This is a genomic window from Citrobacter enshiensis (assembly GCF_029338175.1).
Classification (GTDB): Bacteria; Pseudomonadota; Gammaproteobacteria; order Enterobacterales; family Enterobacteriaceae; genus Citrobacter_D; species Citrobacter_D enshiensis.
Genome location: NZ_CP119862.1, coordinates 3,629,559 through 3,643,962, shown reverse-complemented (window position 1 = coordinate 3,643,962; position 14,404 = coordinate 3,629,559). Strand labels below are relative to the sequence as shown.

The 14,404-nt window shown below is 53.8% G+C and carries 16 protein-coding genes; 11 read left to right on the top strand and 5 right to left on the bottom strand.

What is annotated here, in order from left to right; all coding sequences use genetic code 11:
• The first annotated feature begins 12 nt into the window (after window positions 1-12).
• Window positions 13-1,860, top strand: a complete 1,848-nt coding sequence (gene secD, locus P2W74_RS17475) for a protein translocase subunit SecD (RefSeq protein WP_276292602.1) — start codon at window positions 13-15, stop codon at window positions 1,858-1,860.
• Between the two features lie 10 nt (window positions 1,861-1,870).
• A complete protein-coding gene (secF, locus tag P2W74_RS17470) occupies window positions 1,871-2,842 on the top strand; it encodes a protein translocase subunit SecF (protein WP_276292601.1) in 972 nt (323 codons plus the stop codon).
• 169 nt (window positions 2,843-3,011) lie between these two features.
• On the opposite strand, the gene P2W74_RS17465 is transcribed toward secF, so the two are convergent.
• From P2W74_RS17465 to P2W74_RS17455, 3 genes are read right to left on the bottom strand one after another with little or no spacing between them, the layout of a single operon-like run.
• Window positions 3,012-3,695 carry an ABC transporter ATP-binding protein gene (locus P2W74_RS17465; RefSeq protein ID WP_203358687.1) on the bottom strand — a complete coding sequence of 228 codons (684 nt, stop codon included), beginning with the start codon at window positions 3,693-3,695 and terminating at the stop codon, window positions 3,012-3,014.
• Window positions 3,696-3,705: 10 nt separating this feature from the next.
• The gene (locus tag P2W74_RS17460; RefSeq protein WP_276292600.1) at window positions 3,706-5,394 is read right to left on the bottom strand and encodes an ABC transporter permease; all 1,689 of its coding nucleotides are present in this window, start codon (window positions 5,392-5,394) and stop codon (window positions 3,706-3,708) included.
• Window positions 5,378-6,415, bottom strand: coding sequence for an extracellular solute-binding protein (locus tag P2W74_RS17455; RefSeq protein WP_276292599.1), 1,038 nt, complete (start codon window positions 6,413-6,415; stop codon window positions 5,378-5,380). The genes P2W74_RS17460 and P2W74_RS17455 overlap by 17 nt, the downstream gene beginning before the upstream one ends.
• 334 nt (window positions 6,416-6,749) lie before the next feature.
• Here P2W74_RS17455 and P2W74_RS17450 point away from each other — a divergent pair, with 334 nt between their 5' ends.
• From P2W74_RS17450 to yajD, 3 genes are all read left to right on the top strand, one after another.
• The gene (locus P2W74_RS17450; protein ID WP_276292598.1) at window positions 6,750-7,115 is read left to right on the top strand and encodes a VOC family protein; all 366 of its coding nucleotides are present in this window, start codon (window positions 6,750-6,752) and stop codon (window positions 7,113-7,115) included.
• Window positions 7,116-7,139: 24 nt separating this feature from the next.
• Window positions 7,140-7,832, top strand: coding sequence for a helix-turn-helix transcriptional regulator (locus P2W74_RS17445; RefSeq protein WP_276292597.1), 693 nt, complete (start codon window positions 7,140-7,142; stop codon window positions 7,830-7,832).
• Between the two features lie 85 nt (window positions 7,833-7,917).
• On the top strand, window positions 7,918-8,265 hold the full coding sequence (gene yajD / locus P2W74_RS17440) for an HNH nuclease YajD (RefSeq protein WP_192611356.1): 348 nt from the start codon (window positions 7,918-7,920) through the stop codon (window positions 8,263-8,265).
• 125 nt (window positions 8,266-8,390) lie between these two features.
• On the opposite strand, the gene P2W74_RS17435 is transcribed toward yajD, so the two are convergent.
• Entirely contained in the window at window positions 8,391-9,269 is an 879-nt protein-coding gene (locus P2W74_RS17435; RefSeq protein WP_276292596.1) for a nucleoside-specific channel-forming protein Tsx, read from the bottom strand.
• A gap of 300 nt (window positions 9,270-9,569) precedes the next feature.
• The gene (locus P2W74_RS17430) at window positions 9,570-10,109 is read right to left on the bottom strand and encodes a SadB/YajI family lipoprotein (protein WP_192611358.1); all 540 of its coding nucleotides are present in this window, start codon (window positions 10,107-10,109) and stop codon (window positions 9,570-9,572) included.
• Window positions 10,110-10,262: 153 nt separating this feature from the next.
• Here P2W74_RS17430 and nrdR point away from each other — a divergent pair, with 153 nt between their 5' ends.
• The 6 genes from nrdR to pgpA all read left to right on the top strand — a co-directional run bounded on the left by nrdR (window position 10,263) and on the right by pgpA (window position 14,364).
• The gene (nrdR, locus tag P2W74_RS17425; RefSeq protein WP_162378968.1) at window positions 10,263-10,712 is read left to right on the top strand and encodes a transcriptional regulator NrdR; all 450 of its coding nucleotides are present in this window, start codon (window positions 10,263-10,265) and stop codon (window positions 10,710-10,712) included.
• Window positions 10,713-10,715: 3 nt separating this feature from the next.
• Window positions 10,716-11,819, top strand: coding sequence for a bifunctional diaminohydroxyphosphoribosylaminopyrimidine deaminase/5-amino-6-(5-phosphoribosylamino)uracil reductase RibD (gene ribD / locus P2W74_RS17420; RefSeq protein WP_276292595.1), 1,104 nt, complete (start codon window positions 10,716-10,718; stop codon window positions 11,817-11,819).
• Between the two features lie 88 nt (window positions 11,820-11,907).
• A complete protein-coding gene (ribH, locus tag P2W74_RS17415; protein ID WP_203358681.1) occupies window positions 11,908-12,378 on the top strand; it encodes a 6,7-dimethyl-8-ribityllumazine synthase in 471 nt (156 codons plus the stop codon).
• Between the two features lie 19 nt (window positions 12,379-12,397).
• Complete coding sequence (gene nusB, locus P2W74_RS17410; protein WP_192611360.1) at window positions 12,398-12,817, top strand: transcription antitermination factor NusB; 420 nt, start codon at window positions 12,398-12,400, stop codon at window positions 12,815-12,817.
• A gap of 76 nt (window positions 12,818-12,893) precedes the next feature.
• Window positions 12,894-13,871, top strand: a complete 978-nt coding sequence (thiL, locus tag P2W74_RS17405; protein WP_276292594.1) for a thiamine-phosphate kinase — start codon at window positions 12,894-12,896, stop codon at window positions 13,869-13,871.
• Window positions 13,849-14,364 carry a phosphatidylglycerophosphatase A gene (pgpA, locus tag P2W74_RS17400; protein ID WP_192611362.1) on the top strand — a complete coding sequence of 172 codons (516 nt, stop codon included), beginning with the start codon at window positions 13,849-13,851 and terminating at the stop codon, window positions 14,362-14,364. Before thiL ends, pgpA begins: the two co-directional genes overlap by 23 nt.
• Window positions 14,365-14,404: the final 40 nt, after the last annotated feature.

Sequence of the window (14,404 nt, the reverse complement as noted above, 5' to 3'; positions counted from 1 at the left end):
AAGGGAACTGCCGTGTTAAACCGTTATCCTTTGTGGAAGTACATTATGCTGGTCGTCGTGATTGTCGTCGGCCTGCTTTACGCACTTCCCAACCTGTATGGTGAGGATCCGGCTGTTCAAATCACTGGCGCGCGCGGTGTCGCCGCCAGTGAGCAAACGCTGATCCAGGTCCAGAAAACGTTACAAGAAGAAAAAATTACTGCTAAGTCTGTGGCACTGGAAGAGGGCGCTATTCTTGCGCGCTTCGACTCCACCGACACTCAACTGCGCGCACGTGAAGCGCTGGTGGGCGTGCTGGGTGATAAATACGTCGTGGCGCTAAACCTTGCTCCAGCGACCCCGCGTTGGCTGGCTGCTATTCACGCAGAACCGATGAAACTCGGTCTCGACCTGCGTGGCGGCGTTCACTTCCTGATGGAAGTAGATATGGACACCGCACTGGGTAAGCTGCAGGAGCAAAATATCGATAGCCTGCGCAGCGAACTGCGTGATAAAGGCATTCCTTATACGACTGTACGCAAAGAAGACAAATACGGTCTGAGCATTACGTTCCGTGATGACAAGGCCCGCGATGAGGCGATCGCTTATCTGACGCCCCGCCATCGCGATCTGGTGATCACCAGCCAGGGTAGCAATGTACTGCGTGCGGTAATGACTGATGCTCGCCTGAGCGAAGCCCGCGAATACGCGGTGCAGCAGAACATCAATATCCTGCGTAACCGTGTTAACCAACTGGGTGTTGCTGAGCCTGTCGTACAACGTCAGGGTGCAGACCGCATCGTCGTTGAGCTGCCGGGTATTCAGGATACTGCGCGTGCGAAAGAGATTCTGGGCGCCACCGCGACCCTGGAGTTCCGTCTGGTCAACACCAACGTAGACCAGTCTGCTGCCGCTTCCGGGCGTGTACCGGGCGATTCCGAAGTGAAACAGACCCGCGAAGGTCAGCCTGTTGTGCTGTACAAACGTGTGATCCTGACTGGTGACCATATCACCGACTCCACTTCCAGCCAGGACGAATACAACCAGCCGCAGGTTAACATCTCGCTGGATAGCGCGGGTGGCAACATCATGTCTAACTTCACCAAGGACAACATCGGTAAACCGATGGCGACCCTGTTTGTGGAGTACAAAGACAGCGGTAAGAAAGATGCTAACGGTCGTTCGGTTCTGGTGAAGCAGGAAGAGGTGATTAACATCGCCAACATCCAGTCTCGCCTGGGCAACAGCTTCCGTATTACCGGCATCGACAACCCGAACGAAGCGCGCCAGCTCTCTCTGCTGCTGCGTGCCGGTGCGCTGATTGCGCCGATTCAGATTGTTGAAGAACGTACCATCGGCCCAACGCTGGGTATGCAGAACATCAAACAGGGTCTGGAAGCGTGTCTGGCGGGGCTGGCGGTTTCTATTCTGTTCATGATCTTCTTCTATAAGAAGTTCGGTCTGATCGCAACCAGCGCGCTGATTGCTAACCTGGTACTGATTGTCGGCATTATGTCGCTGCTGCCAGGGGCCACGCTGAGTATGCCGGGTATTGCGGGTATCGTGCTAACCCTTGCGGTGGCGGTCGACGCCAACGTACTGATCAACGAGCGTATCAAAGAAGAGTTGAGCAACGGGCGTTCGGTGCAGCAGGCGATCAACGAAGGTTATGCGGGTGCATTCAGTTCCATCTTTGATGCGAACATCACTACGCTGATTAAAGTCCTGATCCTGTATGCAGTCGGCACCGGCGCAATCAAAGGCTTCGCTATCACCACCGGTATTGGTGTAGCAACGTCTATGTTTACCGCAATTGTCGGTACGCGTGCCATCGTAAACCTGTTGTATGGCGGCAAACGCATCAACAAGCTGTCAATCTGAGGAGTGCGTTGTGGCACAGGAATATACTGTTGAACAATTGAACCATGGCCGTAAAGTCTGGGACTTTATGCGCTGGGACTACTGGGCTTTCGGCATCTCAGGTCTTTTGCTGATCGCGGCCATTGTGATTATGGGCGTGCGCGGCTTTAACTGGGGGCTGGATTTCACCGGTGGTACGGTTATTGAGATCACGCTGGAAAAACCAGTGGATATGGATCAGATGCGAGCGTCGCTTGAAAAAGCGGGCTTCGTCGAACCACAGGTGCAGAACTTTGGTAGCAGCCACGACATCATGGTGCGCATGCCTCCGGTGAAAACCGAGAGCGGCAGCCAGGTGTTGGGCAGCAAAGTGCTGGAGGTCATTAACCAGTCCACCGATCAGAGCGCGGCAATCAAGCGCATTGAGTTTGTTGGGCCGAGCGTCGGGGCAGATCTGGCGCAGAGTGGGGCGATGGCGCTGCTGGCGGCGCTGATCTCCATCCTGGTCTACGTTGGTTTCCGCTTCGAGTGGCGTCTGGCGGCGGGGGTGGTTATCGCTCTTGCGCACGACGTGGTGATCACCATGGGCATTCTCTCTCTCTTTCACATTGAGATTGATTTAACCATCGTGGCGTCGCTGATGTCGGTTATCGGCTACTCGCTGAACGACAGCATCGTGGTCTCGGACCGTATTCGTGAAAACTTCCGTAAGATTCGTCGCGGCACGCCTTACGAGATCTTTAACGTCTCCCTGACCCAGACGTTGCACCGTACCTTGATCACTTCCGGTACCACTTTGATGGTTATCCTGATGCTGTTCCTGTTCGGTGGTCCGGTACTGGAAGGCTTCTCGCTGACCATGCTTATCGGTGTGTCTATCGGTACGGCTTCATCTATCTACGTTGCGTCTGCACTGGCGCTGAAACTGGGGATGAAGCGCGAGCACATGCTGCAGCAGAAAGTCGAGAAAGAAGGGGCGGATCAGCCGTCAATTCTGCCTTAAGCAGACGTTCATGCTGTCATAGAAATCCCGGTCAAATGACCGGGATTTTTTTTGCTTATCCGTTTGAATTTGCGGAAGTGAAACCCATTGTTCCTGGGGGATGTGTTACCGCCTGCGCGTGATGGCGCTTTTATGCCATCAGGATGAAAGGGCTATTTTTTTGTTTCTGTCAGTTGAACTGTGCGTCTCTGTTCTTTTGATATTGGCCCATCTGGACATAACCAATATGGTCAGCCATTAACTGCGCTTCGTGCTCACTGTGCGTCACCAGCAGTGCGGTTTGCCCCGCGTCCCGCAAAATATCCCGAACCTCTGTGCCGAGGCGCTCGCGCGTTTTTTTATCCAGGCTGGAAAAGGGTTCATCCAGCAGCAGGATGTCTGGATGCGGCGCCAGCGCACGGGCTAACGCAATGCGTTGTTGTTGTCCGCCTGAAAGTTCATGGGGATAGCGACCCGCATGGCTGTGCAATTCCACCATTCTTAGCAGCTCCGTCACTCTGGCCTGTTGCGCCTCACGCGGCATCCGTCGTAAACCAAACGCCACGTTTTGTTGTGCCGTCAGATGGGGGAATAACGCATATTCCTGAAATACCATCCCGACGTGACGTTTCTCTGGCGGCAGATGTATGCCCGGTCCGGCGACACGTCGTTGTGAAACATAAATCTCACCGCTTCGCAGCCGTTCAAACCCGGCAACGGCACGTAGCACGGTGGTTTTTCCGCAGCCGGAGGCCCCCAGCAGACAGGCAAGTTCACCTTTACGCAAGGACATTGAAAACCCGTTCAGCACCGATTGCTGGCTGTTGCCGTAGGCAACATGCACATCCTCCAGGCGTAATGCAATTTCTGACATTGTCGTTCCTTTAGTGGCGGCGCGTCAGTTGATGACGCACCAGCAAAATAACCGGCAGTGTGCCTGCAAGAACAATCATTAAGGCGGCAATTGCCCCTTCCTCATAGGTTCCGCGAGCGGCTTCTGCATAAAGCAACGTTGCCAGCGTCTCGAAGTTGACCGGACGTAAAAGCAGCGTCGTTGGCAACTCTTTCATCGCATCGGCAAAGACTAACAATGCGCTACTCACCAACGCCGGGCGCAATAACGGGAAGTGAACCCGGGCAAACGTTCCTGCGCCATTTTCCCCTAACAAACGCGAGGCTTGTTCAAGGGAAGGGGGGATGCGGCCCAACCCGGAATCCAGTGCACCGATGGCAATCGCCTGGAAACGCATTGCACAGCAGATAACCAGCAATATGCCCGCAGACATCAACGGCAAGCCGCGAATTTCCAGCAAATCCGCCAGCCATTTATCGACCGCCATCGCCGGTGTCAGGAATCCAATCGCCAGAATGGTCCCCGGAACCGCGTAGCCCAGGGAGGCGAGGCGCATTACGCCGCGACGAAATCCAGGCATCGCGTTGTCAGCGGCGCTATGGCGCGCGCTCCACGCCACCATCAAACTGACGCACACGACCACCAGGGTGGTTCCCGCTGCCAGTGACAGGGTGTTTTGCAATGCCGAAAGTAACGAGGCGGACAGCGGATTTTCTTCACCTAAACGTTTTAGGCTTTCCCAGACCAAAAACAGGACCGGGGCCAGAAACCCGAGAATCACCGGCAGCGCAATGATCGCGCCGAGAAGCCATCCTCGCCAGCCGTGTACGCGCGTGGGTTGAATTTCCCGTTGGCTGCGGCTGCTAAATCCTTGTTTTCTGCGGCCATAAAATTCCAGCGTCAGTATGCAGAAAATAAACATCAGCATCATGCAGGCGATTTGCGCAGCGGATGCCAAATCAGAGCGAGAAATCCAGGTGGTATATACGGTGACGGTTAAGGTTTGCACGCCCAGAAACTCCGACGCGCCAATATCGTTCAGCGTTTCCAGTAGCGCCAGACTGATTCCCACTGCCAGCGCCGGGCGGGCCAGCGGCAGAGCAACGCGGAAGAAAGTACCAGCAGCCCCACAGCCCAGCGTACGGGCAGCCTCCAGCAAGTGTGCAGGCTGGCTAATAAACATCGCCCGGGTCGTCAGGTAGACATAAGGGTACAACACTAAACCGAGCAGAATAATGGCGCCTGTCAGTGAACGCACATCAGGCAGACGGAACTGTCTCGGGCTGTCAAACCCCAATAAAAAACGGATGAATGTTTGCAGCGGGCCGATGGGATGCATTAAATCGAGCCACGCGAATGCCACAATGTAGGTCGGCATTGCCAGCGGCAGCAGCAGCGCCCAACTGAGGATCTTGCGCCCGGGGAAGTCCCATGCTGTGACCGCCCATGCGCTGCCGACGCCAATGACGCCCACCATCACCGCCACCCCCGCCAGCAACAGCACGGTATTTTTCAGTACTGAGGGCAGTACAAAGGTGATGAGATTATCCCAGTGGGAGAAGTCAGCCTGCGTTGCCTGCCAGAGAAGCGCCACAATAGGGGTGAGTACGCCCAGCGCAATACACAGCGCGCCAAGATGCAGCGGCGTTAATAACGACTGCGGCCCGGAAACCAGGCCGCGTAACGTTGTCAGATGAAGTGACTTATTGATCGAATCCAACTTTATCAACCAGGAGGCTTGCTTGTTTACGGTATTTCACAATTTCAGTTAACGGGACTTTGTCGACGTCAATCTCACCAATGGTCGCGCTGATCACAGGATCAAGCGTGACGCCTTTCAACACCGGATATTCAAAGTTTGCTTTGGCGTAAAGCTGCTGGGCTGGCGCAGACACCAGGTATTCCATCAGTTTTATGGCTTCTGCTTTATTCGGCGCGTAGCGGGCCACTGCGGCGCCACTGATATTTACATGCGTGCCGCCTTGCTCAAAGGTCGGCTTAACGACTTTAATAGCGTCACCCCAGCGGCGCGCATCGCTGCCTTCTTTCGCATTTTTCATGTGGCCGACGTAATAGGAGTTCGCCAGACCGATATCACAAATGCCGCCGAGAATATCCCGGGCGACGTCACGGTCACCGCCGGTGGCTTTACGCGCCAGGTTCGCCTTCACGCCGCGCAGCCACTCTTCGGTTTTCGCTTCACCGTGGTGGGCAATCATGGCGGCAATCAGCGCCGTGTTATAAGGATGCTGCCCGGAACGGATACACACTTTGCCTTTGTATTCCGGGCTGGAAAGCTGTTCGTAATGCCAGTTATCAATGGGCAGGGATTTATCCGCGTAGAGCACACGGGCGCGCATAGACAACGCAAACCACTGATTATCTTCACCGCGTAAATTGGCCGGGATTGCTGCCTTAAGCACTTCTGACTGCACTGGCTGTGTGACGCCCGCTTCGACTAAATCGATGAGATTACCGGCATCGACGGTCATCAGCAGGTCAGCAGGGGAGTTTTCACCCTCCGCTTTTACGCGTTCGAGCATGCCATCCTTAATATAAACCGTGCTCACTTTTACGCCGCTGGATTGTGTCCAGCTATCGAGCAATGGCTGAATCAGGCCTGGTTCACGCGTGGTGTAGAGGGTTAACGTTTCCTGGGCCAACGCGGGGGCGCTGAAACAGAGAGCCAGAGCTGATGCAAGAGTGATTCGGTGCAGTCTGATGCTGGGCAGAGCATTCATCGTTTTTATCCCGGAGTAATTGGAACTAATCGTGATCCGAACAGGAGCCTGTTCTTCAGGCGCGCATACAATAAATGATAATCAGTAGCAGTGACAATTATGGGGAAATGCAACTGATTCACATTTACAAAACTTTAATCAATGATGTGATATAGCAGGGGTCGGCGTCGTCGATATCTAAAAATGGGGCCGCAGTTTTCTCATATCGCCGCGGGTTGCCGCCTTCGCTGATGGGAACGGCTGAATGTAAAACGGCGATCACTACTGACAGTATGCTGTCAGTAGCCCTGCTTTATGATTTCTCCTGAACTCACCCATACAGGCAGGAGGAATCATGAAAAGCATTATTAATTGGTTTGAAATCCCGGTTGCGGATATGGAGCGCGCCATTGCGTTCTATGAGCCGGTGATGCAGATGTCGCTACGCCGTGAAAAAATGGACAGTGCCGATCTGGCCGTTTTCCCCTATGACGAACCGGCGACCGGGGGCGCACTGGCAAAATTTGATGGGATTACGCCATCGACGCAGGGCGCTATTATTTATCTGCATACGGCAGATCTGGCGGCATCACTTGAACGCGTCACTACTGCTGGCGGTGAGTGTATCTTCGGGCCGCTCGACCTGGGGCAGAATATTGGCACTATTGCGCTGTTTACCGACAGCGAAGGCAATCGTGTTGGCCTGCATCAACCCGTGTAATCATCGCTAACACAGAGAGTAAAAATGACCCGACGCGCCGACCGCTTGTTTCAGATTGTGCAAATCCTGCGTGGCAGGCGACTGACAACGGCGGCGCTGTTGGCCGAACGGCTTGAGGTTTCCGAGCGGACAATTTATCGCGATATCCGCGACCTTTCATTATCAGGCGTACCTGTGGAAGGCGAAGCGGGGATCGGGTATCGCTTAATGGCAGGCTTTGATCTCCCTCCGCTGATGTTAACGCACCGCGAATCAGAAGCGTTGATGGTGGCCATTCGTTTGCTGAAAACATGGGGAGGGGATTCCCTTTCGCGGGAACTGGAGTCCGCGCAGGAGAAGGTGCTGGCGATATTGCCGGAAGAGAGCCGCCGTCGGGCTGAACAGACGAGGATTTTTGCGCCAGACTTTGGTACGCAGCCGCATTCCCGCAGTGCTTTTGATCTCATTCATCAGGCGGTGTCGGCGCAGCAGGTACTGGCGTTGCATTATCGCGATGAAGCCGGACATCTCAGCTGGCGGGACGTGCAGCCGCTCGGGATGTTCTTCTGGGCAGAACACTGGCTGTTGATTGCCTGGTGTGAGCGACGTGAAGATTACCGCTGTTTTCGCGTTGACCGTTGCCTGCAGATTACCCCGCTTGACCGCCGTTTCCGTGAAGACGCTAACCGCTCGTTGAGTGATTTCTTGCGTAAAGTGCAATGTGAAGAAAGGACGTAAATAGTCCTCTCTCCGGGATTGATAAAAAGTCAGCTTCGCGGGAAACTGCACATGACCTTATAGTTAACCCTGGTACTTCATCATCATGGCGATAATCCCCAAAAATTATGCGCGGCTGGAAAGCGGCTATCGTGAAAAGGCGCTGAAACTCTTCCCCTGGGTCTGTGGGCGTTGCTCACGCGAGTTTGTCTACTCGAACCTGCGTGAGTTGACGGTGCACCATATGGATCACGATCACACCAATAATCCGGAAGATGGCAGTAACTGGGAACTGCTTTGCCTCTACTGCCACGATCATGAGCATTCAAAATACACTGAAGCCGATCTGTATGGTTCCACGGTCATTGCCGGGGAAGATGCGCAGAAGGATGTCGGGGAAGCAAAGTACAATCCGTTCGCTGATCTGAAAGCGATGATGGATAAGAAGAAATAAAAAAAAGCACCGACGCTATTTTCGTTCGGTGCTTTTTTTGCCCGGTAGCGTTTCGCTTGCCGGGCCTACGATAATCACGCAGGCCGGATAAGGCATTTGCGCCGCCATCCGGCTACTTAGCGCGATTAGAAGTTATAACCGACTACCAGGTATCCACCCCAACCGGTAGAACGGACGTTCTCTTTCATCCAGTTCAGATCGGCATCGTCATTCCATTGACCACCGTTATGCCAGTAACGGGCAACGACAGAGTAATGCCAGTGATCGTAGTTCAGTGCCAGGATGTGGCTTGACGCGATGGAGTCGTTAGTACGCTGTTTAATACCATTTTCAGCATACTGGCTCTTGTCGCCCAGATCGGAACCCCAGTCGAAGTTGGTGAAGCCGATGTAGCTCAGGTTACCGCCCCACAGTTGGGTGATTGGTACAAAGTATTTCACTTTGAAACGGTAGCCGTCCCACTCGTTTTCGTTTTCAGCGCCGTAGTTCTGCCACTGGTATTTCGCATAGACGTTCATGGACAGGCTCATCGGCAGACCAGTGTCGATGTCGGTACCCAGACCCATGTACCAGGTGCTCTGGCGACCATCTTTGTTACGACCCATGTCGTAGATATAGTTGTTCGCGAAGTACCATTCTTTAAACGGACCAAAGCTCAGATCAGTATTGGTCAGCTTATCGATAGAGAAACGCGGTTCAATTTCCATAAACAGCGGAGAACCGTGGTTCCAGATACCTTTCGCATCGGTGTTACCACCGAAGAATACCGGTGCATCCGCGTAACCGTAGAAATCAAACCAGTCTTTTTTCGCGAAAGCTTCATATTCCAGATAGGTATCGTTACGGATCTGCGGTCCGAAACGCGTGTGGTAGCTGCCGACCACGTTTACGCTCTGGTGCCACCAGTCAGAAAGATATTGCGGTTTGTCGTTTTCAGCTGCATTAACGGTGAAAGACGACGAGAGCGCCAGCACTGCACCGGCTGCAAGTAATGTTTTTTTCATATGTATGCCACTGTTTAAAAATCCCTTACGGGAGTGAAAAAGGCGCAAATTGCGTTTCTAAATATTTCGTGTTTCTGCGGAACCTATTATAAAAACCCTTGCTCACAAAAATCTGTCTTGTTTCACAGTTCTATCATTCACGTAATCGATTGCGTTCACGTTTGCGTACTTTTAGCGATGAGAGTGTACTGGCTTTCATGAATGTAGCCAATTTTCACTAAAAGTGAGAGTCATGTAAGGAGAATCACAAAACTGAAGAGGGATATGTTGCGGAACGAACAAAACGTTCCGCTGGGGGGTTTATTGCGTCACAGGCTGGATGTCGTGGATGCGAATGAAACCTGGCTGGTCCGGTGTCAATCCCTTTAACTGTAACGGAATATCAATGTCGCTGGGTGCAAGAAGACTGGCAGGGGCGTTAATCAACTGATTATGCACGTTCACTTCCTGATAATTTTCAGTCGTTCCCTGGAGCTGTCCATATTCCACCGTGCCGCTGAATGCCGGCAAGGGATCGTTAGACTCGCCCTGAATACGTAGCGTCAGACGCGTACCGTCGGCGTTGGGGGCAATATTGATAAGCGACATGCGCAGTGTGCCAATCTGGCTGTTCAGACGGGCTGGCGTTTTGGAACCCGGTAACAGGTAAACGCCGCTGGAGGATTTCGCATTCAACGTGTTTTGCTGCGTTATTTTTATGGTTTCCTGGTTCAACTGGGTCATTTCTGCACTCAACGTACTGACGCTGTGATGCATCTGGCGTACTTCGCTCTGCTGCACGCAGGCACTGAGACTAAAGAGGCTTCCCACCAGGAGAATTCTTAGGTAACGTCTTGTCATGTAGATTATTTCCTTCATCGTCGGGATAACCTAATGGTAGGTCTCTACGTGAGCAAAGGCATAGATCCTTTGTCTCAAAAGCGCTCTGCCTTTGTTGTCACGTCAGTTCAGGGTAAAATAGATTTCGTTAACCACTGAGGTACAGGACGCCGTATGCATTGCCCATTCTGTTTCGCCGTAGACACTAAGGTTATTGACTCTCGTCTTGTCGGCGAGGGCTCTTCAGTACGCCGCCGTCGGCAGTGTCTGGTCTGTAATGAACGTTTCACCACGTTTGAAGTCGCGGAGCTTGTGATGCCGCGCGTGATAAAAAGTAACGATGTCCGTGAACCGTTCAACGAAGAGAAACTGCGTAGCGGTATGCTCAGAGCGTTGGAAAAACGCCCGGTCAGCGCCGATGACGTAGAAATGGCGTTAAATCACATTAAATCGCAACTGCGCGCCACCGGGGAACGTGAAGTCCCCAGTAAGATGATCGGCAATCTGGTGATGGAGCAACTGAAAAAGCTCGATAAAGTTGCCTATATCCGTTTTGCCTCCGTGTACCGCAGTTTTGAAGATATCAAAGAATTCGGCGAAGAGATCGCTCGCCTACAGGACTAAGCCATGCTGGATGAGTTTTACATGGCGCGAGCGCTGAAACTTGCTGCGCGCGGGCGTTTTACCACGCATCCCAACCCGAACGTCGGTTGCGTGATTGTCAAAGAGGGCGAGATTGTCGGCGAAGGCTATCATCACCGCGCCGGTGAACCTCATGCTGAAGTCCATGCGCTGCGCATGGCGGGTGAGAAAGCCAAAGGCGCCACCGCGTATGTCACGCTGGAACCGTGCAGCCATCATGGCCGTACGCCGCCATGCTGTGACGCGTTAGTGGCAGCAGGTGTCACCCGCGTCGTCGCGGCCATGCAGGACCCCAACCCGCAGGTTGCCGGGCGCGGACTGTATCGTCTGCAACAGGCAGGCATTGACGTGAGCCACGGGCTGATGATGAGCGACGTGGAAGCGTTGAATAAAGGTTTTCTCAAGCGGATGCGCACGGGATTTCCGTATATCCAGCTGAAGCTTGGCGCCTCGCTCGATGGCCGTACGGCGATGGCCAGCGGCGAAAGCCAGTGGGTCACCTCGCCACAGGCGCGGCGTGACGTGCAGCGTCTGCGCGCGCAAAGCCATGCGATTCTGACCAGCAGTGCGACGGTACTGGCTGACGATCCGGCATTAACGGTGCGCTGGGATGAACTGGACGCGGATACGCAGGCGGTTTATCCGCAGGAATATCTGCGCCAGCCGGTGCGCATTGTTATCGACAGTCAGAACCGTGTCACCCCCGAACATCGCATTGTGCAGCAGCCGGGTGAAACCTGGTTTGCCCGTACGCACAGCGACGATCGCCACTGGCCGGAAGGCGTGAAGTCAATCATTACCCCAGAGCACAACGGTCATCTTGACCTTGTCCTGCTGATGATGCAGCTCGGCAAACAGCAGATTAACAGTCTCTGGGTCGAAGCGGGGCCGACGCTGGCAGGGGCATTGTTACAGGCCGGATTAGTGGATGAGCTTATCGTCTATGTTGCACCTAAACTGTTAGGAAGCGACGCCCGAGGATTATGTGTACTGCCGGGGCTTGAGAAATTAAGTGAGGCCCCCCATTTTAAATTCAACGAGATACGCCATGTAGGTCCGGATATTTGCCTGCATTTAGTGGGCGCATGATCTCCCGGTTCGAAAGGGAAGCAGCGCACAAAATATTATGATAAAATCCGCCCCCCTGCGGGGCCACAAATGAACCCGAAGGAAGAGTATGAACATTATTGAAGCTAACGTTGCTACCCCGGACGCTCGCGTCGCCATCACCATTGCGCGTTTCAACAACTTTATCAATGACAGCCTGCTCGAAGGTGCGATTGACGCCCTGAAACGTATTGGCCAGGTAAAAGATGAAAACATTACTGTCGTTTGGGTTCCGGGCGCGTATGAGTTGCCGCTGGCGGCAGGCGCACTGGCAAAAACCGGTAAATATGACGCGGTGATTGCGCTGGGTACGGTTATCCGTGGCGGTACTGCACACTTCGAATATGTCGCTGGCGGGGCAAGCAATGGCCTGGCGCATGTCGCTCAGGAAAGCGGAATCCCGGTAGCCTTTGGTGTTCTCACCACTGAAAGTATTGAACAAGCTATTGAACGTGCTGGCACTAAAGCCGGTAATAAGGGCGCTGAAGCTGCACTGACCGCGCTTGAAATGATTAATGTATTGAAAGCCATTAAGGCCTGATTTTTGTAAGGGGAAATCCGTGAAACCTGCTGCTCGTCGCCGCGCCCGTGAGTGTGCCGTCCAGGCGCTCTACTCCTGGCAGTTGTCCCAGAACGACATCGCTGATGTTGAATACCAGTTCCTGGCGGAACAAGACGTCAAAGACGTTGACGTCCTGTACTTCCGTGAACTGCTGTCGGGAGTGGCGACTAATAGCGCGTATCTCGACGGTCTGATGAAGCCGTACCTGTCCCGCCTGCTGGAAGAGCTGGGTCAGGTAGAAAAAGCGGTGCTGCGCATTGCGCTGTTTGAACTGTCCAAACGTCAGGATGTGCCATACAAAGTGGCCATTAACGAAGCTATCGAGCTGGCGAAAACCTTCGGTGCCGAAGATAGCCACAAGTTCGTCAACGGCGTACTGGATAAAGCAGCACCTGTGATTCGCCCCAACAAAAAGTAATCTGCAGGCCGTCAGAAGAGCGGGATGTTTCCGTTTGCCTGGCGGCCTTTTCTTTTTTCCTGCTGAGGCATAACGTATGGCATGCGGCGAGTTCTCCCTGATTGCCCGTTATTTTGATCGTGTAAGAAGCTCTCGTCTCGATGTCGAGACCGGCATTGGTGACGATTGCGCTCTCCTGAATATCCCTGAAAAACAGACCCTGGCGATCAGCACCGATACGCTGGTGGCGGGTAACCACTTCCTTCCTGATATTGATCCTGCCGATCTGGCCTATAAGGCGCTGGCGGTAAACTTAAGCGATCTGGCTGCGATGGGGGCCGACCCCGCCTGGTTAACGCTGGCATTGACGCTCCCCGAGGTGAATGAAGCGTGGCTTGCCGCCTTCAGTGACAGCCTGTTTGAACAACTCAATTATTACGATATGCAGTTGATCGGCGGCGATACCACACGTGGACCGTTGTCGATGACGCTGGGTATCCATGGTTATGTCCCCGTGGGGCGAGCCTTAAAACGCTCTGGCGCAAAACCGGGCGACTGGATCTACGTTACCGGGACGCCGGGTGACAGTGCCGCAGGGCTGGCGATTTTACAGAATCGATTACAGGTCGCAGAGGCGAATGACGCAGAGTATCTGTTGAAGCGTCATTTACGCCCCATGCCGCGTATTTTGATCGGCCAGGCGCTGCGCGATCTGGCGAGCGCGGCTATCGATCTCTCCGATGGACTGATCTCCGATTTGGGGCATATCGTCACGGCCAGCGGCTGTGGGGCTCGCGTTGAGGTGGACGCGTTACCGTACTCCGATGCGCTCTCCCGTCATGTGGCACCAGATCAGGCTCTGCGTTGGGCGCTCTCTGGCGGTGAAGACTACGAGTTATGCTTTACCGTCCCGGAAATTAACCGGGGTGCGCTGGATGTGGCCATTGGTCAGCTTGGCGTACCGTTTACCTGCATCGGGCAAATGAGCGCAGATGTGGAAGGCATGAATTTTGTGCGTGACGGAAATCCTGTCACCTTTGACTGGAAAGGATATGACCATTTTGCCACGCCATAAAGATGTCGCGAAAAGTCGGTTAACGCTATGTAATCCGTGGCATTTATTGGCGACAGGATTTGGCAGCGGGCTTAGTCCTGTCGTGCCGGGTACCATGGGATCGCTGGCGGCGATCCCGTTTTGGTATCTGATGACATTTTTACCCTGGCAGCTTTATTCTCTGGTGGTGATGCTGGGGATCTGTATCGGTGTTTATCTTTGCCATCAGACGGCGAAAGATATGGGCGTGCACGATCACGGCAGCATTGTATGGGACGAGTTTATCGGGATGTGGATAACCCTGATGGCGTTGCCCACCACGGCCTGGCAGTGGGTGGCCGCAGGGTTTGTGATTTTTCGTATTCTCGATATGTGGAAGCCCTGGCCGATCCGCTGGTTTGACCGCAACGTCCATGGCGGGATGGGAATTATGGTCGATGATATCGTCGCGGGCGTGATTTCCGCCGGGATCCTGTATTTCATCGGACATCACTGGCCGATTGGGTTGATTTAAGCGCGTATATTGCCGGATGGCGGCATGAATGCCTTATCCG

Coding starts and splice junctions, on each gene's coding strand:
- P2W74_RS17465 (WP_203358687.1), bottom strand. CDS start 3,695: ATGTCAGAAATTGCATTACGCCTGGAGGATGTGCATGTTGCCTACGGC.
- P2W74_RS17455 (WP_276292599.1), bottom strand. CDS start 6,415: ATGAATGCTCTGCCCAGCATCAGACTGCACCGAATCACTCTTGCATCA.
- P2W74_RS17450 (WP_276292598.1), top strand. CDS start 6,750: ATGAAAAGCATTATTAATTGGTTTGAAATCCCGGTTGCGGATATGGAG.
- P2W74_RS17445 (WP_276292597.1), top strand. CDS start 7,140: ATGACCCGACGCGCCGACCGCTTGTTTCAGATTGTGCAAATCCTGCGT.
- yajD (WP_192611356.1), top strand. CDS start 7,918: ATGGCGATAATCCCCAAAAATTATGCGCGGCTGGAAAGCGGCTATCGT.
- P2W74_RS17435 (WP_276292596.1), bottom strand. CDS start 9,269: ATGAAAAAAACATTACTTGCAGCCGGTGCAGTGCTGGCGCTCTCGTCG.
- P2W74_RS17430 (WP_192611358.1), bottom strand. CDS start 10,109: ATGACAAGACGTTACCTAAGAATTCTCCTGGTGGGAAGCCTCTTTAGT.
- nrdR (WP_162378968.1), top strand. CDS start 10,263: ATGCATTGCCCATTCTGTTTCGCCGTAGACACTAAGGTTATTGACTCT.
- ribD (WP_276292595.1), top strand. CDS start 10,716: ATGCTGGATGAGTTTTACATGGCGCGAGCGCTGAAACTTGCTGCGCGC.
- ribH (WP_203358681.1), top strand. CDS start 11,908: ATGAACATTATTGAAGCTAACGTTGCTACCCCGGACGCTCGCGTCGCC.
- thiL (WP_276292594.1), top strand. CDS start 12,894: ATGGCATGCGGCGAGTTCTCCCTGATTGCCCGTTATTTTGATCGTGTA.
- pgpA (WP_192611362.1), top strand. CDS start 13,849: ATGACCATTTTGCCACGCCATAAAGATGTCGCGAAAAGTCGGTTAACG.